The 16,345-nt window shown below is 38.3% G+C and carries 13 protein-coding genes; 7 read left to right on the top strand and 6 right to left on the bottom strand.

Annotated elements, in window-relative coordinates:
- Positions 1-156: 156 nt before the first annotated feature.
- Positions 157-1,860, bottom strand: a complete 1,704-nt coding sequence (locus FAZ15_RS06000) for a glycoside hydrolase family 3 protein (protein ID WP_136900407.1) — start codon at positions 1,858-1,860, stop codon at positions 157-159.
- A 118-nt stretch (positions 1,861-1,978) separates the two neighbouring features.
- The gene (locus FAZ15_RS06005; RefSeq protein ID WP_136900408.1) at positions 1,979-2,521 is read right to left on the bottom strand and encodes a TetR/AcrR family transcriptional regulator; all 543 of its coding nucleotides are present in this window, start codon (positions 2,519-2,521) and stop codon (positions 1,979-1,981) included.
- Positions 2,522-2,706: 185 nt separating this feature from the next.
- Between FAZ15_RS06005 and FAZ15_RS06010 the strand changes: the two genes are divergently transcribed.
- The gene (locus FAZ15_RS06010) at positions 2,707-5,496 is read left to right on the top strand and encodes a TonB-dependent receptor (RefSeq protein ID WP_136900409.1); all 2,790 of its coding nucleotides are present in this window, start codon (positions 2,707-2,709) and stop codon (positions 5,494-5,496) included.
- 8 nt (positions 5,497-5,504) lie between these two features.
- Here the strand turns inward: FAZ15_RS06010 and pncA are convergent, their stop codons facing one another.
- Genes pncA through FAZ15_RS06025 form a run of 3 tightly spaced genes read right to left on the bottom strand, consistent with a single transcriptional unit; the run spans position 5,505 to position 8,212 of the window.
- Positions 5,505-6,095, bottom strand: coding sequence for a bifunctional nicotinamidase/pyrazinamidase (gene pncA / locus FAZ15_RS06015; protein WP_136900410.1), 591 nt, complete (start codon positions 6,093-6,095; stop codon positions 5,505-5,507).
- Positions 6,096-6,143: 48 nt separating this feature from the next.
- Positions 6,144-6,815: a response regulator transcription factor gene (locus tag FAZ15_RS06020; protein WP_136900411.1), complete on the bottom strand. Its 672-nt coding sequence runs from the start codon at positions 6,813-6,815 to the stop codon at positions 6,144-6,146.
- A complete protein-coding gene (locus tag FAZ15_RS06025; protein WP_162304889.1) occupies positions 6,812-8,212 on the bottom strand; it encodes a sensor histidine kinase in 1,401 nt (466 codons plus the stop codon). Before FAZ15_RS06025 ends, FAZ15_RS06020 begins: the two co-directional genes overlap by 4 nt.
- Before the next feature lie 231 nt (positions 8,213-8,443).
- On the opposite strand from FAZ15_RS06025, the gene FAZ15_RS06030 reads away from it, so the two are divergent.
- Together FAZ15_RS06030 and FAZ15_RS06035 are read left to right on the top strand one after the other, a co-directional pair.
- Positions 8,444-9,727 (top strand): DUF4270 family protein, encoded by a 1,284-nt coding sequence (locus FAZ15_RS06030; RefSeq protein WP_162304890.1) that lies wholly within the window; start codon positions 8,444-8,446, stop codon positions 9,725-9,727.
- Between the two features lie 3 nt (positions 9,728-9,730).
- Positions 9,731-10,747 (top strand): Kelch repeat-containing protein, encoded by a 1,017-nt coding sequence (locus FAZ15_RS06035; protein WP_136900414.1) that lies wholly within the window; start codon positions 9,731-9,733, stop codon positions 10,745-10,747.
- An 82-nt stretch (positions 10,748-10,829) separates the two neighbouring features.
- Here FAZ15_RS06035 and FAZ15_RS06040 read toward each other — a convergent pair whose 3' ends face one another.
- Positions 10,830-11,822, bottom strand: coding sequence for an aspartate-semialdehyde dehydrogenase (locus FAZ15_RS06040; RefSeq protein WP_136900415.1), 993 nt, complete (start codon positions 11,820-11,822; stop codon positions 10,830-10,832).
- A gap of 286 nt (positions 11,823-12,108) precedes the next feature.
- Between FAZ15_RS06040 and FAZ15_RS06045 the strand changes: the two genes are divergently transcribed.
- The 4 genes from FAZ15_RS06045 to FAZ15_RS22680 form a co-directional block, all read left to right on the top strand.
- Complete coding sequence (locus FAZ15_RS06045; RefSeq protein WP_136900416.1) at positions 12,109-13,794, top strand: lamin tail domain-containing protein; 1,686 nt, start codon at positions 12,109-12,111, stop codon at positions 13,792-13,794.
- Between the two features lie 192 nt (positions 13,795-13,986).
- Positions 13,987-14,934 (top strand): NAD-dependent epimerase/dehydratase family protein, encoded by a 948-nt coding sequence (locus FAZ15_RS06050; RefSeq protein WP_136900417.1) that lies wholly within the window; start codon positions 13,987-13,989, stop codon positions 14,932-14,934.
- A 4-nt stretch (positions 14,935-14,938) separates the two neighbouring features.
- A complete protein-coding gene (locus FAZ15_RS06055; RefSeq protein WP_136900418.1) occupies positions 14,939-15,664 on the top strand; it encodes a YebC/PmpR family DNA-binding transcriptional regulator in 726 nt (241 codons plus the stop codon).
- Between the two features lie 163 nt (positions 15,665-15,827).
- The coding region (locus tag FAZ15_RS22680) for a hypothetical protein (RefSeq protein ID WP_202912326.1) at positions 15,828-16,345 on the top strand (518 nt) is incomplete at its 3' end.

Below are 16,345 nucleotides of genomic sequence, written 5' to 3' on the forward strand. Positions count from 1 at the left end.
GCAATACTCGCTATTATGAAAATTTATGCGAAAATTCTCGATGACTATTGATGACAACGCATTCAAAAAAATAAAAGCACTATTGGGAAACATTGTATATATCAAAAAGGTCAGCTCGAGTCGCTGACCTTTGATCTATTGTTTACAGAAATTCTTTTATAGACCTTTTCCGTATGAAAATTCCTTATTGACAGTTACAGGCAACTTACCGGTAGGTTTCAATTGCTTTAAAATAACTTTTAACGCTGCTCGCTGCATAAAACCTTCATTTTGATAAGCAAGCAAAATTGCACTACTTCGATCTATTTTTATAGCGTTTAGCGCATAAGGATTGGTAAACATAACAGTAATCGTGCGTCTACCTGCTATTCTATCGACGAATTTTTTTACCGGTTCTTTGATAGGCAGTTCATTTCTAGGTCGCAACCGATCGTCATGAATTGCCATCAAAATTTGTTTGTGACCTCTTATCTCTTTAATCAATTGTTGCAGTTGCTCTTCGGATTCTTCTCCTGTGATATAGTAATTGGTGACATTCGAAAGTTGGAGACCTAGTCCTCTCTCGAATTCTTGCGCAGACTTAATTCCTAAACTCACTACCGCAGTACTTTTTTTTGTGTCAAAAGACTGAATGCGTTTATTAGATTTCAATAGTGTAACGGAAGCATCGGCCATACGTTGAATAAGCGATTTGGTAGAAGCTCTATTCAAGTCACTTACCAAACCATTTGTATTTATCGGTCGGTAATTGTTCAATCCTAACCAGTATTTTGAAGCAAGAACTTTTTTGACTCTCGCATCAATATCAGTCTGTCTAATGCGTCCGCTTTTAATTGCTTTTTCTACTAAGTCGATAGCGCGTGCGCTATTTTCAGATATTTCCAACAAATCATGCCCGGCTTCGATAGCCATGACATCTGCTTCACCATTCGGAAAGAATTTCTTGACTCCTTTCATATCCATGGCATCTGTAACCGTAAGACCTTTAAAACCCAGTTCATTACGAAGAACATCCGTAACAACCTTTTTCGAAATGGACGAGGGAATATTAGGTGTGGCATCCATAGCAGGAATATGCATATGCGCAACCATGACAGCTGGAGCCCCACTCTGTATTAATTGGCGGAACGGGAACATTTCTAAAGTATCCAAACGTGTTTTAGAAAAATTCAACTGGGGAAGGTCATAGTGCGAATCGACATCTGTGTCTCCATGCCCGGGAAAGTGTTTAATCGACGCAATAATACCACCATCAACCATACCGTCCATATATGCCTTTGCTTTACGCGCCACATTTTGCTTGTTATCGCCGAAGGAACGGAACCCGATGACTGGATTGTTCGGATTATTATTGATATCCACTACAGGTGCAAAATTAAAATGCATTCCGATTCGTAAGAAGTCTTTAGCCACCTCGCGGCCCATTTCATATAGAAGATTATCATTCTGCATCGCACCCAATGTCATCTGATATGGAAACGAAAGTGTAGAATCTGGTAAACGCATACCTATCCCCCATTCACCATCAAAAGTAATCAGCAAAGGAACCTTCGTAAGTTTTTGATACGTATTATACATGTTAGCGTGACGTACAGGTCCTCCTTGAAATACAACTAGCCCTCCGAGCTGTTCTTTTTCAACTATCTGTGCTACAGAATCAATATACTTCTGCCCTAGGTTGGTATGCGCTCTTACTAAAAACATTTGTGCAATCCGTTCTTTAGGCGTTAATACATTGAAAACAGAATCTACCCAGTGATGCTGCTTATTGATAAACGGAACAAAATCAGGCCTCTTCTGTGCTTTTACGTTAACCATAAATAGCAACGCCAACACGTGAGTTAAAATTATTTTAAACATATAGTCAATAGTTTACGATACGAAGAAACGCATTATAATTGTATTTATAAAGTTTTGTGCGTTATTTTTTGCAAAAAAGCATAAAGATGCAAAGCCGTCAAAGGTGGTCGCAAAGTCATCAAAGGAGATTGTATCTTTTTTCCAATAACCTAGCAATATCTACAGAATTATCGATTTCGCCGCAGGCTTCTTTTTTCCAAAGCATATCAATAATCAACAATAAATATTGCGTTTCCAATTCCGGATTCTCGTAGCCCAATTCCACAAAAGCGCGGTGAATAATGGGTTGAACAGGCTTCATAAACTGTTCGTGCTGCTGCCTAGAAAATGGAATGTGCGATAGTCGTTCCTGGAGTTTCCAAAATAGCGGTTCTTCGGCAACCAGTTTACTCGGCAAAAAAATCATATTTTTCAAAAAATCTTTTGCACTTTTATAAGTCATCATACCTTTGTGGTATTGTAATACGCGTCGATACCCCGATTTGATCAAGTGAGCCAAAAGCGCATCTTTATTACCAAAGTGCTTAAAGATCAGCGCTTCAGAAACACCGGCTGCCGCAGAAATCTCTTTTGTCGACGTATCTGCATAGCCCTTCTCCGCAAATAGACCTAACGCCTTCACCATAATCTTTTCTTTACGACTCAACATCGATTCCTTCATTTTATAAAATACGCTTATTCTTACAAACTTAGATAACTTACCCTTTTTTCACAACAAAAACTATCGATCCAATCCAAAGATGAGATAATACTGATGGTATCAAAGCCAGGAATTGTATCATTTTCATGATAATGAAGCTACCTAACAAAGATTTAGCTATAATTACATTCACAAATTACTAACCTGTGAATACTGTTAAACTAAAAAGGTTGATTTTTGTGCTGTTTTTATTTTGCGCTGTGACTGCTTCGGCACAGCAAAATATTTCTGGCAATATTATCGACAAGACAACATCTGTACCACTTGAAGGCGTAACAATACGTGTCATCAATACACAAGACTCGTCTACAATATCTGCTACTACGAATAGAAGTGGTGTTTTTACGATAACAAACGTAAAAAAAGGCAATTATCTTGTAGAAAGTAATTTTATAGGCTTTAAAACCGAGAGAAGAGCAGCAATAGTCGATACCAAACCTCAACATCTATTGTTCCGACTAGAACCGGCGGAGATTGAGATAGAAGAAGTAGAGATCACTGTCCCGCAGGCAGTAGTGCTCAAGGGAGACACTATGGAATTCGACGCCAGGAACTATGCCACGCGTGAGTTTGCGGATGCAGACGAGCTGGTAGCTCAAATCCCCGGTGTACAGATGGATGAAGACGGTAATGTCACCGCTCATGGGGAACAAGTGACCAAAATAATAGTAGACGGAAAAGAATTTTTTTCTACGGATCCCAGGATAGCGTTAAAAACCCTTCCCGCGGAAATCATTGCCAAGATTCAGATCATAGATGAAAAATCAGAACAGGCACGGTTTTCCGGTTTTGATGATGGTAGCAGAAGTAAAGTTATCAATATTGTCACTAAACCCGATCGACGTCATGGATACTTTGGAAAAGCAAACGGAGGAAAAGGTGATGGAGATAAATTTGGTTTTTCAACGAACATCAATAGCTTCGACGGCGATAAAAAAATCGCCATAAATATGATGGCTAACAACATCAATGAGACCAACTTTTCAGAACAAGGCCGCGGAGGCGGACGTAGGGGAAATAACAACACCGAAAGGGGACTATCAGATACCTACGCAGGAGCAATTAATTTTAATAACGTATATTTCGATAAGAAATTGGATATAAGTGCTGATTATAAAGTTGAATCCGTAACAACAGAAACCAATACATTTTCAAACATAGAATATCTATCCGACTCACGCGCCAATCAATTCAGGGAGCAAAATCAACATTCAGATCAAAGAAATACAGAACACAGGGCCAATTCCAGAATTCGCTGGGAAATCGATTCCGCAAACCGCATTGACTTTTCACCTAACCTCTCTTTTACGAAAACGAATCGTATCAATGATTCTTATAGTCTTACGACGCGGGATAAAGAAGATTTGATCAATCAGTCTGACCGCTTTGGTGACAATGAAAATAGCAATTTTTCTGTCGGGGCTAATCTTACCTTTATGCACCGGTTCAAAAAAAACGGAAGATCCATTTCTTTAAACCTAAATGGAAATGCAAATATGAATGATGCAGCGGGGCTAAATCTTGCAACCACGGAATATTACAAGGATGCACTATTGAGTCGTATCGATACCAATAACAATAAAAGCGTCACCAATGGATATGGCTCGGGATTTAACAACAGAATATCCTATACCGAAAACATTTCCGTGCGGAGCCGCCTTCAATTAAACTACAATTTTAGAAATACGTCGAATTACTCGGATAGGGAAACATTCGAATTCCTAGCGGAAACAGGACAATTAGGTGAATTACGTGATAGACTGTCAAACGAATTTAGAAACGACTTCCAATATCATAGTGCAGGGTTGTCCTACTCTTACAATAAAAAGGACTCCTTACGTATCCAAGCAGGTCTTAATTACCAGCACGGAATACGAATAAATGAACGAACCGTTCCCATTAATTTACAGACGGAAGCAAATTTTGGAAGTTTTCTGCCGGAATTCACAGCGGTTTACAATTTCAGCAAGGCAAAAAGTCTAGAATTCAACTACAATACAGCTACTAATACACCATCTATCAATCAGCTGCAGGATTTTGTAAATAATCAAAACGAGCTACGGATTACGAATGGTAATCCAAATTTAGAACAGGAGTACAACCATAGGTTACGTTTACAGTACAGGGATATAAATAGGGAATCGGGGCGGAGTCTGACAACTAATGTTGAATTGAATTACACCAACAATAAAATTATAGAATCCAGATTGATGACAGATAGCATGATCGTTCTTTTTCCAGGACAAGGGCTGGAGGATGACATTATATTAGAAGCTGGTGGACAGTATACCGTTCCCGAAAATGTAGACGGTGCATACACATTACGTCTACGCAACAGCTATGGTCTACCAATAAAGAAACTCAAGCTTAATCTTAACCTCAGTACTAATTTATTCTACAACAACGACTACGCCATTATAAATGACGAGCTTCTCAACAGTACCAGATATGGATTTGGTCAGGAAATCGGATTTAATACAAACTTCAGCAAGTTATACATCTTTCGTTTAAATTACAATATTAATGCCACTTATAACAACAATCCGATGACGGAAAGAGGTACGTATAATGTATATGTACATCGGGTGAATGGAAGCGGGACGGTCGAATTATTCAAAAAATGGGTCGTCGCATCAAACCTAATGTATCTGTACAATAGTGGCATTTTAGGTTCCGAAGGGATAGTCACCAATATCTGGAATGCTTCTTTGGGTTACAAATTATTTAAAAAACAGAATGGCGAACTGGCGATCAAAGGTTTTGATTTGCTGAATAATGCGCAAAACATAAACCGTAATGTAAGCACCGCTTCTATTTCCGACGTTACGTCGAATACCCTGAATAGGTATTTCTTATTGTCATTTACGTATAACCTGAGAAATTTTGGCGGCGGAAGAGGTGGTGGACGAAATGAGGGGGGAAACACAAATTTTTAATAGGCTAGCTAAAGGAGCATCCCTCCTTTTTGGACAAATTGTTCTTTCTTGTTCATAAACTCGCCCCTATCAATTGCCTTAGTCGCCCGTGAAATAATGGCTGTTCTGTACCCTAGTTCCAACGCATCCATTGCCGTAAAAAAGACACAGAAATCTGCGGCCAGTCCACAGACGTGAACTTCGATAACACCGCGAGACCGTAAGTAGCCGTGTAGACCTGTAGCCTTTCGTTTCCCATTATCAAAAAAGCCACTATAACTGTCAATCTGCTTCTCCATTCCTTTGCGAAAGATCGTCTCAATCCGATGCTGATCCAGCGTTTCGGCAAGTTCTGCTCCCAACGTACCCTGCATACAATGGTTTGGCCAAAGAGTCTGTGCGACACCATCCAGGTCAATCACATCAAATAGGTTATGCTCCGGATGTTGCAAAGCAAAACTTTGATGATCACTCGGATGCCAGTCTTGTGTGGCCACCACCAAATCATATTCCCGTTGCAATTGATTAATAGCTGGAATAATCTCATCGCCTTTGCTGACTTCCAAAGCACCTCCGGGTAAAAAATCATTTTGTATATCTACGATAATGAGTGATTTCATCTGCTACGTTTTAATGTATGTTCATTAATGTATGTTCATTTTTTCCAATTAACCAATATTTAACATATATCCTATCCCTCTTACATTTGTTATTTTAATTCGTTCATCTTTCGATAAATATTTTCGTATACGGCTAATAAAAACATCCAAGCTTCTGCCCGTAAAGTACGTATCATCATTCCAGTACGCTTTAATAATTTCTTCGCGCGGCACCACTGTATCTTTGTTTTCGAAAAGTCGTCTCAACAATTCACATTCCCGAAAAGACAACTTTTCCTTTTCATCACCGTAGGACAGCAAATTTTTCGTTGTATCCAGCACATAATCCCCGATTATATACACTTGATGAACACCAATTTTCCGTCGTTTTACCAAAGAATCTATACGTACAATCAGTTCCTCTATCTTAAAGGGCTTTCGAACATAATCGTTTGCGCCCAGCTTAAAGCCTTGTACAACATCCTCTGTTTGGGTCATGGCAGATAAAAAAAGAATCGGAATTTGAGGATCAAGCTTTCTAATCTCCGTCGCGACAGTGAAACCATCCATCAGCGGCATCATAATATCCAGAACTACGATATCCGGCTTTACTTTCTTAAAAGCTGACAGCGCCTCTTGGCCGTTCTCCCGGTGACGAACAGAGAATCCCTGATCTTCTAAACTATCCGTAACGATCATAGCAAGACTTTGTTCGTCTTCTACATACAAAACATCTATCATATGTTTGATTTGGGTAAGCTGATTATAAATGTTGTACCTTTTTCTAAAGCACTTTCTACTTCTATAAAACCATCATGCTGTTCAATCACCTGCTTCACATAGGCCAATCCTAAGCCAAATCCCTTAACAGAATACAGATTCCCTGTAGGAACTCTAAAAAACCGATCAAATATATCCTTATGGTAAATTGGTTCAATTCCCAATCCATTATCCCGGATTCTAATTTCAACATCCTTGTTCCGCTCAACGATAGAAATGACAATATCCACATTTTCAACAGAATATTTAATCGCATTGTCAATCAAATTCGAGATTACATTTTTAATGTGAGCTTCATCGGCATCAACGAATACCGGCTGAAAAGTTGACGTCAAGCTAAATCGCACATCTTTCTGCAGACTGATCTTCGCGGTTTCTATACAGGTATTTATCAATTTAATGACATCAAAGTTGGTAAATTCTAGTTTCACACCGTTGGCACCATTCATATCAAAGTGCAATACGCGCTCTATCATTTGTGAAAGGTGATCCAATTCTTTTCTTGAAAGATCAAGATATTTTTCCATTCGTACACTATCGTCTTTCGCGCCATACCGTTGTACGGCCTCTATGGCAGCCATCACCGTGGCGACAGGCGTCTTTAATTCATGTGTCATATTATTGACAAATGTCTTATGCATAATTGCTAACTTATTCTGTCTATTAATCGTCCACAGTAGATAGATAAAACTGCCCACCAATGCGAATACCAATACCGTAGAGAGTACTAACTGCCAACCCATCTTAACGAGAATATAGGCACTCGGATCATCAATTTTAGCAATTAAGAACTCATTATTGTGCGAATTAACAAGTATAGGACGAGTTGTCAAATTCCCGAATTCATCTGTACGGGTCTGCACGTTTGAAGAATGCTGAGGTAAGGAATCCAATGTTTCCAACTCGATGTTTACCGGAACAGATATATTCTTTGATTTAAGAACCTTGTCCATTAGTACATTCATTTGTCGCAAAGTGGTATCATTAAACTCGATATTTTGCAGCATAAAAGAAGGAAAAATTTGGGTCGGTTCTTCCTTCTCAGTCGGACGGATACGTTTACGCTCGAAAGTTTTTCGCCTCTCCCTTCCCAAAGAGTCCACAACTGCCGATAGCTTCTCCCTGTTTAATTCAGGATATAATTCAACAATCCGACTGATGAAGCGATTATCGTTCTGTCTATTATTGCGCGCTCGCGTTTCACGAAAGCGTTCTTCATGATCATCGTAATATGTCTGAATAACATTAAATAAACTCCGTTCAATATCAGACACAACAAGTTCTTGCCTGCTCTTGTAACTACCAAATAACCAGGTCGACAATACTATGATAATTCCCACCAATGTGAGGACTATCATCAGCATTAGTATTTTATACTTATTTAACATTATTAAAACAAATTTAAATTGTTAGATTTGCATCACACATGACAATTACCACATTTAACATATTATAACACATATTAACAGTTGGTAATATTTACATTTGCATGTCAATAAATAAATATGAGGCAATTATTACTTTTTAAATATATTTTTCTTACTTTCTCATCACTTATAATTATTACACTAGGGAGTTGTGACAAAGACATGAGTGTATCTCTAGGTAATACGAACGAAAATTTCGGAATTACAGTTGTAGATTCCATTACGGTAAATGCTTCAACTTTTCAGATGAGTAATCTGCCTTCAGCTGGAACAGGCACCATATTGGTCGGAAAAGCTTCGCAGGAAGAAATAGGATCGGCAAAATCAACATCATACTTTAAACTCGCGTTTACGAATTTTACGAACGATATTCCTACTGATGCAGTTTTTGATTCTATTAATCTTGTAATTAAACCTAAAACGAACAGGTACTTTTATGGCGACACCACTGTTGCACAAAAAATAACGGTACATCGGCTTACTGAAGCATTGGAAACAAAAAATATAAGTTCGACTGTGAACGGAAATATCACGCCAATCTTTGTAACCGGGGCAACAATTTTTTCGGATCAAAAATTCGATTATGATGCTTCACCACTTGGATCCTTAACGTTCAATCCTTTTGTGAGATCTATAGATACTTTGGACATTAAACTAAATAGCGCTTTGGGGAGTGAAATCTTTGACATGATCGTATCCAATGATTTGGATGTAGCCTCAAACGAAGCTTTTCAACAATACCTTAAAGGTCTTGTAATTGTACCAAATGATCAAAACACGGTTATTCTGGGATTTAGTGATACGGTAACGGTCAACATCAACTATTCCTACATCGGGAATGATGGCTTTAATAAACGCGGCGTAAAAAGTATCACTACAGGAGACCGAACATTTCAATTCAATAATATTGAATACGACCGTACGAACACACCTTTTGCTGCTTTAAATACGACCAACAAAGAAATAAAAAGCAGCCAAACTAACGGGCAGGTATTTCTTCAAGCGGGCACAGGGGCTGTAGCGAAATTGGATATTCCTGCGTTAAAAGAATTCATGAACGAACCCAATATCTCAATTAATAAAGCTCAACTCATTGTAGAAACTACCGGAGAGTTTTTCTTTAATCCCTTTCCGAACCCTTCATCTGTGATGCTTTTAATTGCAAATGATAACGGGATTCCTTTCTCTTATGTACGTACTCCTTTTTCCACGTCCATTCAGCAGGTTCCCTATATTAACGGAAATTCCATGGGAAGAAATGCCAGGTATGTATTTGATTTAATTGAATACATCAACACTGTTAATAACGTGGAGAGCTACAATACCTCTTTATTTTTGACTTCGTCTACACCAAACCTATTTAGCACAGTAAATATGGCATTGATAGCGACAGAAAACAATTTACCAAAAATTAAATTAAACATTGTATATACTAAATTTAAATAATTTATGAACAAGAAAAATTGGCTATTCTTATTTTTAGCCTGTACTATTGCTTTCACATCTTTGAATTCTTGCAAGAAAAGTGACGATGAAGACTCTACAGATAATGGTCCTACTGAATGGAAAAGAGCTGCCGTTTTTGGAGGTGACCCAAGAAATCAGGCTGCAACATTTACAATCAATGACCAAGCTTTCGTAGTAGGCGGTCTCTTAAGAACGAACACCATATTGAGTGACACTTGGTCTTTTAACGGTTCTGCGTGGGAAGAAATAGCTGCCGAGTTCTCCGGAGATGCTCGTCGCAGCGCAGTAGGATTTGCGGTAAATGGCAAAGGATACGTCGGATTAGGATATAATGGTACTGCAGCACTAAAAGATTTCCACCAATATGATCCAGCGACTCAATCTTGGAAAAAAGTGGCTGACTTTCCAGGCGAAGCCCGTTTCGGTGCCACTGCTTTTGCATTGGGAAATTATGCCTATGTTGGTTTGGGAATGACCCCTACGGATAAAACATTCAGTGATTTTTACAGATATGATCCAAGTAGCGATTCTTGGGAATCGGTAACTAACGTTCCTTTTACCTATAAGAAATCTCATGCTTTTGCCCTTGTTATTGGAAATAAAGCTTACGTTGGTGGAGGTATCAGTAACAATCAATATCCTGAAGAATTCCATTCATTCGATGGAACGAACTGGGTTACACTTAACCCTATCAGAAGAGATGATAGCCAGTATACGTATGACTTAACTCGTCAGAATGCGGCTACATTTGTGATCGGAGACTATGGCTATGTGGTAGGCGGTCAAAGAGGTTCGGTATTAGGCAATGTATGGAAATATGAACCTTCATCAGATTCATGGACAGACAAACATCAAGCCCTTACTTCTGCTGGCGCTTCGGCCAGAGAATCAGCAGTAGGCTTCTCTATTAACGGCAAAGGTTATATCACTACAGGTGGCACAAGCAGTAGCAATAGCTCTAGATTTGATGATACTTGGGAATTTACCTCTGTAAGATAGAAGAAATAGACATCAGACTCATAATAAAAAGCTAGTGCACTAAAATTTGCACTAGCTTTTTATTTATAATTAAACGTTACATTTATCCTATTAAATTTTTCTTTGCCAGTAACTCTGCCACTTGAACCGCATTTGTTGCAGCTCCTTTTCTAAGGTTGTCCGCTACAATCCAAAGATTAACCGTCTTAGGCTGTGATTCATCACGACGAATACGTCCAACAAAAACTTCATCTTTACCGTGTGCGTCTCTCGGCATAGGATACTCCAAATTTGCCGGATTATCCACAATAAGAACACCATCTTGCGCAGCAATAACCCTGCGTAATTCATCCACCTCAAATTCGTTTTCAAATTCAATATTTACAGATTCGGAATGACCTCCTACTACAGGTATACGCACGGTAGTAGCCGTCACTTTAATGGAATCGTCTTGCATAATCTTGTTCGTCTCTTTGATCATCTTCATTTCCTCTTTTGTATACCCATTCTCCTGGAATACATCTATATGAGGAATAACGTTCATGTCAATTTGGTAAGGATATGCTTTTTCTCCTTCGATTCCTGCACGTTCATCATTCAATTGTTGTACCGCTTTCACCCCGGTACCTGTTACCGATTGATAAGTAGAAACTACTACACGCTTAATTTTATATTTATCATGCAACGGTTTAAGTACAACCACCATCTGTATCGTCGAACAATTTGGATTGGCAATAATTTTATCCGTAGCAGTCAATATATCTCCATTCACTTCCGGAACAATTAATTTTTTGGAGGGATCCATTCGCCAAGCTGATGAATTATCAATTACCGTAATTCCTGCGTTTGCAAATAATGGAGCATATTCTGTAGAAGTACCGCCGCCCGCAGAGAATAATGCCACGTCCGGCTTTAATGCAATAGCTTCTGCTGGTGTTACTACCTTATACTTCTTCCCCTTAAATTCAATTTCCTTTCCCTTACTCCGTTCTGATGCTACTGGAATTAATTCTGTTATCGGGAAATCACGTTCCGCTAATACGGTTAACATTTCCGACCCGACAAGTCCTGTCGCGCCCACTACAGCTACTTTCATAGTACTTAATTTACTTATAATATATTAAAATTTTTTTTGATTAACCGACCTATAAACTTTAGTTGTCAAACATAGTAAATAATGATGAGCATTTTATATAATCCTTAAAATTTTTACACTAAATCAGCTTATTTTTTAAAAAATTACAAAAAAAAGCAACTTAATTTACAAAAAAGCACAACCCAAGTGCTATTTAAGAAACATCACTTTTGCGCGCCATTTGGTGAACCAAGATCAATTAGGTATATTTACATTATAACTAACCAATTATAAGATTGAATCATAAATGATATTTTTAAAAAAAATATTCTTTCTCCGTTTAAAATGGATTTTCATACTATTTACCCTGTTTTCCAAGACCGATGTAAAATCACAATCGAATATGTTGATCATCAATGAAATAATGGCCAACCCTTCAACTGGTGAACTTCCTAACTACGAATATATTGAGTTACTTAACGTTGGAGATAAAACTATAAACACCTCCAATTACACGGTATCCATATCAAATACAACGATAGCACTACCAGAATATTTTTTACCCCCTAATCAATATGTATTATTGTGTAGTCGGGCAGCCCAACCATTTTACGAAAAGTTTGGGAATAGTTTGGCTATAGACAAATGGCCAGCTCTCGCTAATAGTGGAACCAACATTACGTTAGCAGGAGAAAATAATATAGATCAAGTTAATTACACAGACAGTTGGTACAAAAATTCCAGAAAAAAAAATGGTGGATGGAGTCTAGAACGCATTAATGCTAATTTTCCGTGTAATTTCGCATTGACCTGGCAGGCATCTGAAGCGCTGGCCGGTGGCACCCCATGTAAACCGAACTCGATAGCTGACCGATCTTATATTCCCGAAATTGAGATTTTATCATCGAAAATAGAAGACAATATGATCACATTGACCTTCAACATTCCGAAAGCTTATCTTGAAAATTTAGAAAGGGATCTATTTATAATAGATCATAACGTTGGATTGCCCACAAAAATAGAATGGAAAAGCAATACAGACAGTTTATTACTAATTTTCAATTCTGCCTTTGCCGAATCTTTTGATTATACACTTACCTTATTTCCTTTTAGTTGGTGTGGAAATAATTCTTCTGAAAAAAAACAACATCTATTTTTACCGGGGGATGTTGCTTTTAACGATATTATCATTAATGAAGTCCTTTTCAATCCAAAAAATAACGGAGTAGATTTTGTAGAGATATACAATCAATCCAATAATATTATTAATTTACAAAACTGGAAGCTGGGGAATCGTACCATTACAACAAATCGCTTACTGTTCAATCCACAACAGTATCTAGTCTTTACAACGGATAAAAATAATATTCTAAAAAATTATCCATCTGCGTTATCCGAAAATATTGTAGAGATAGCAAGCCTTCCCCCTTATCCCAATGAGCAGGGAAACGTCACACTTTTTTCTGATCATATTTTAGTAGATTCACTCTATTACTCCTCCAATATGCATCAACCATTCTTAACCAATGTAAAAGGCATTTCGCTTGAAAGACAATCCTTTCAAGCACCCACAAATAGTCCGCAAAACTTTATATCCGCATCGACAATAGCAGAAGGAGCAACCCCTGGCTATGCCAATTCAACAAATGTGGATAACTTTTTTCAAAAAAATAATGTATATCTAACCTCAAAAATTATGTCTCCTGACAACGACAATTTCGAGGATTATTTGGAAATTATCTATGAATTGTTAGCTTCAAACATGATGCTCAATGTCACCATATTTGACGATCGAGGAAGACAAATCAACCGATTGATTCGTAACCAAAGTACCGGTAATTCAGGAAAAATACAATGGGATGGGACTTCTGAAAACGGACAAATTTCCCCTTCGGGATTTTACATTTACAACGTAGAAATATACGATAAAAATGGGGGTTACGAAATGTACAGTGGAGGTTTTGTGCTCACTCGCAAATCGCTCATCCATTAACAAAAACGCAATAAAAGACATATCTTTGCAGCAATGAAACCTGCATGAGCTACTGCTCAAGAAAGACACTGAGCTACCGTTGAAGGAAGCTGCAAAGCAAACCGAAATCTTGGTAGCCATTGAGTGCATTCAAGTAGTAAAAAAAACAAAATAGCTCATGCAAGCTTCACTTTTAAACGGCAATTTATTTAGATGAAAGAAACAATTATCATTCTCGGCGCCAACGGCCAAATTGGGACAGAGCTTGCAATAGCTTTAAGAAAAAAATTTGGAGACCAGCAGGTTATCACTTCAGATATACGTGAGCCGCAAACTTTAAGCGAAAATGAAATCTTCGAGCCCGCTAACGTTCTCGACAAAGACGGGCTCCAATCACTTTTTTTGCAACATAAGCCTACTCAAATTTATTTATTAGCTGCAATGCTGTCGGCTACTGGAGAACAATACCCGCAAAAAGCTTGGGACCTCAACATGAATGGATTATTGAATATATTAGATCTAGCAGTTGAATTGGGTATAAAAAAGATCTTCTGGCCGAGTTCTATAGCCGTTTTTGGTCCACATTCACCTAAAAAAGATACGCCCCAGTACTGTGTTATGGATCCCAATAGTATTTACGGTATCTCCAAATTGGCAGGCGAACGACTTAGCGAATATTACTACAACAAACACGGATTAGATATACGCAGTATTCGTTACCCAGGTATTATTTCATGGAAAACACAACCAGGAGGAGGAACCACCGATTACGCTGTTCATATATTCTTTGAAGCGCTACGAACTGGAAAATATGAATGTTTCTTGTCAGAAGACACAGCGCTACCAATGATGTATATGGAAGATGCTGTACGTGCAACCATACAGCTCATGGATGCTCCTGCAGAAAATTTAACAATCCGCTCCAGCTATAATTTAGCGGGCGTAAGTTTCACACCCCATGAAATTGCGGAAGAAATTAAAAAAATTCTTCCTAATTTTGAGATGTCTTATAAAGAGGGAGATCCTCGCCAAGCAATTGCCAACTCATGGCCCCAAAGTATCGAAGATGATTATGCGCGTAAAGATTGGAATTGGGAGCTAAAATTTGATTTGACGGCAATAGCAACAGACATGATCAATAATCTTAAAACAAACGAATAATAAAATGGGTAGAGCTTTTGAATTTAGAAAAGAAAGAAAATTTAAACGCTGGGCTAAAATGGCGGTTCAGTTCACACGTTTAGGTAAAGAAATTGCAATTGCCGTGAAAGAAGGTGGCCCACATGCAGAAAATAATTCTCGACTACGCACCGCAATTCAAAATGCCAAGGCAGTTAACATGCCTAAAGATCGTGTGGAAGCCGCAATAAAAAGAGCTTCCGAGAAAGATTCGAAAGGTTATGAAGAATTTGTTTACGAAGGATACGGCCCACATGGGGTCCCTGTATTAATAGAAACGGCTACCGATAACACAAATCGTACAGTCGCCAATATCCGAAGCTATTTCACCAAGGCTGGGGGATCCCTAGGCAAAACAGGGTCACTGGACTTCATCTTTCAACGTAAATCCATGTTCCGCTTTCCCGCGGCCGAGGAATTGGATGTAGAAGAATTGGAGTTGGAATTGATCGACGGTGGGTTGGAAGAACTATATGTGGAATCTGATGAAGAAGGAAACGATATAGTAGTCGTACAAACTTCTTTCGAAGATTTCGGCAATATGCAAAAATTGTTAGAAGAAAAAGCAATAGAAGTGACATCTGCTAAGCTGGAGCGAATTTCCTTAACGCACTCTTCTTTGACAGAAGAACAAGCCGCAGACGTACTAAAACTGATCGATAAGATTGAAGATGACGATGATGTGCAGGCGGTATATCATAATATGGATTAAAATTTGAGCTTTGTTAGCGACAAAAAAATGAAAAGAGAGGGTCTATCCCTCTTTTTTTCATGCTCCTCAAAGGCGGGAAAGACCGCTCAGTCAATTTTAATCGTTGTTGCGGAACATTAATCACGTGGGTTTTAATTGTCTTTTCAATTCGTTACATTTGTAAATGCTGACTTTCGAAGATTTTTTTGTTAAGAAAAAAATTGATTTGGGCGCTTTAAAGCAATCTAATTTACCGCTTTATGAAGAATTCAAAAGCCATTATAATGCTATGGGCGAAAAAAGTTTTGATCATAGCAAGAAATTTTGGTTCAACAAACTCAGAAAAAGCTACAGATTACAAGAAGTAGAAAGTCCTAAACCAATAAATGTCCTTACTAGACCTGCAGCGCAATTTAATGTAAAGAAGGGAAGCAACGATCCTATATTAGTAACTGAACTTACCGACACAGCATCTAAAACAGTAGCTTCTGCAGCGGAGCTAGTTAACGAGCAACAAGAAATTAAAAAGCCAACAGGTTTCAAACCTCGCTTTAAAGCGGATGTAACTAAACCGGTTCCAACCGAACTGAGTACAAACGAAGAAACCGAAAGTAAAGCTTCCGAAGAAGCTCCTGAAACCAGTAAACCTACAGGCTTCAAACCTCGCTTCAAAGCGGGTGTAACTAAACCGGTTCCAACCGA

This window comes from Sphingobacterium olei (assembly GCF_005048855.1).
Lineage (GTDB): Bacteria > Bacteroidota > Bacteroidia > Sphingobacteriales > Sphingobacteriaceae > Sphingobacterium > Sphingobacterium olei.

Excerpts from the sequence above, each read along its gene's own strand:
- FAZ15_RS06000 (WP_136900407.1), bottom strand. The coding sequence starts at position 1,860 with ATGTTTAAAATAATTTTAACTCACGTGTTGGCGTTGCTATTTATGGTT.
- FAZ15_RS06005 (WP_136900408.1), bottom strand. The coding sequence starts at position 2,521 with ATGAAGGAATCGATGTTGAGTCGTAAAGAAAAGATTATGGTGAAGGCG.
- pncA (WP_136900410.1), bottom strand. The coding sequence starts at position 6,095 with ATGAAATCACTCATTATCGTAGATATACAAAATGATTTTTTACCCGGA.
- FAZ15_RS06020 (WP_136900411.1), bottom strand. The coding sequence starts at position 6,815 with ATGATAGATGTTTTGTATGTAGAAGACGAACAAAGTCTTGCTATGATC.
- FAZ15_RS06025 (WP_162304889.1), bottom strand. The coding sequence starts at position 8,212 with ATGATAGTCCTCACATTGGTGGGAATTATCATAGTATTGTCGACCTGG.
- FAZ15_RS06030 (WP_162304890.1), top strand. The coding sequence starts at position 8,444 with ATGAGTGTATCTCTAGGTAATACGAACGAAAATTTCGGAATTACAGTT.
- FAZ15_RS06035 (WP_136900414.1), top strand. The coding sequence starts at position 9,731 with ATGAACAAGAAAAATTGGCTATTCTTATTTTTAGCCTGTACTATTGCT.
- FAZ15_RS06040 (WP_136900415.1), bottom strand. The coding sequence starts at position 11,822 with ATGAAAGTAGCTGTAGTGGGCGCGACAGGACTTGTCGGGTCGGAAATG.
- FAZ15_RS06045 (WP_136900416.1), top strand. The coding sequence starts at position 12,109 with ATGATATTTTTAAAAAAAATATTCTTTCTCCGTTTAAAATGGATTTTC.
- FAZ15_RS06050 (WP_136900417.1), top strand. The coding sequence starts at position 13,987 with ATGAAAGAAACAATTATCATTCTCGGCGCCAACGGCCAAATTGGGACA.
- FAZ15_RS06055 (WP_136900418.1), top strand. The coding sequence starts at position 14,939 with ATGGGTAGAGCTTTTGAATTTAGAAAAGAAAGAAAATTTAAACGCTGG.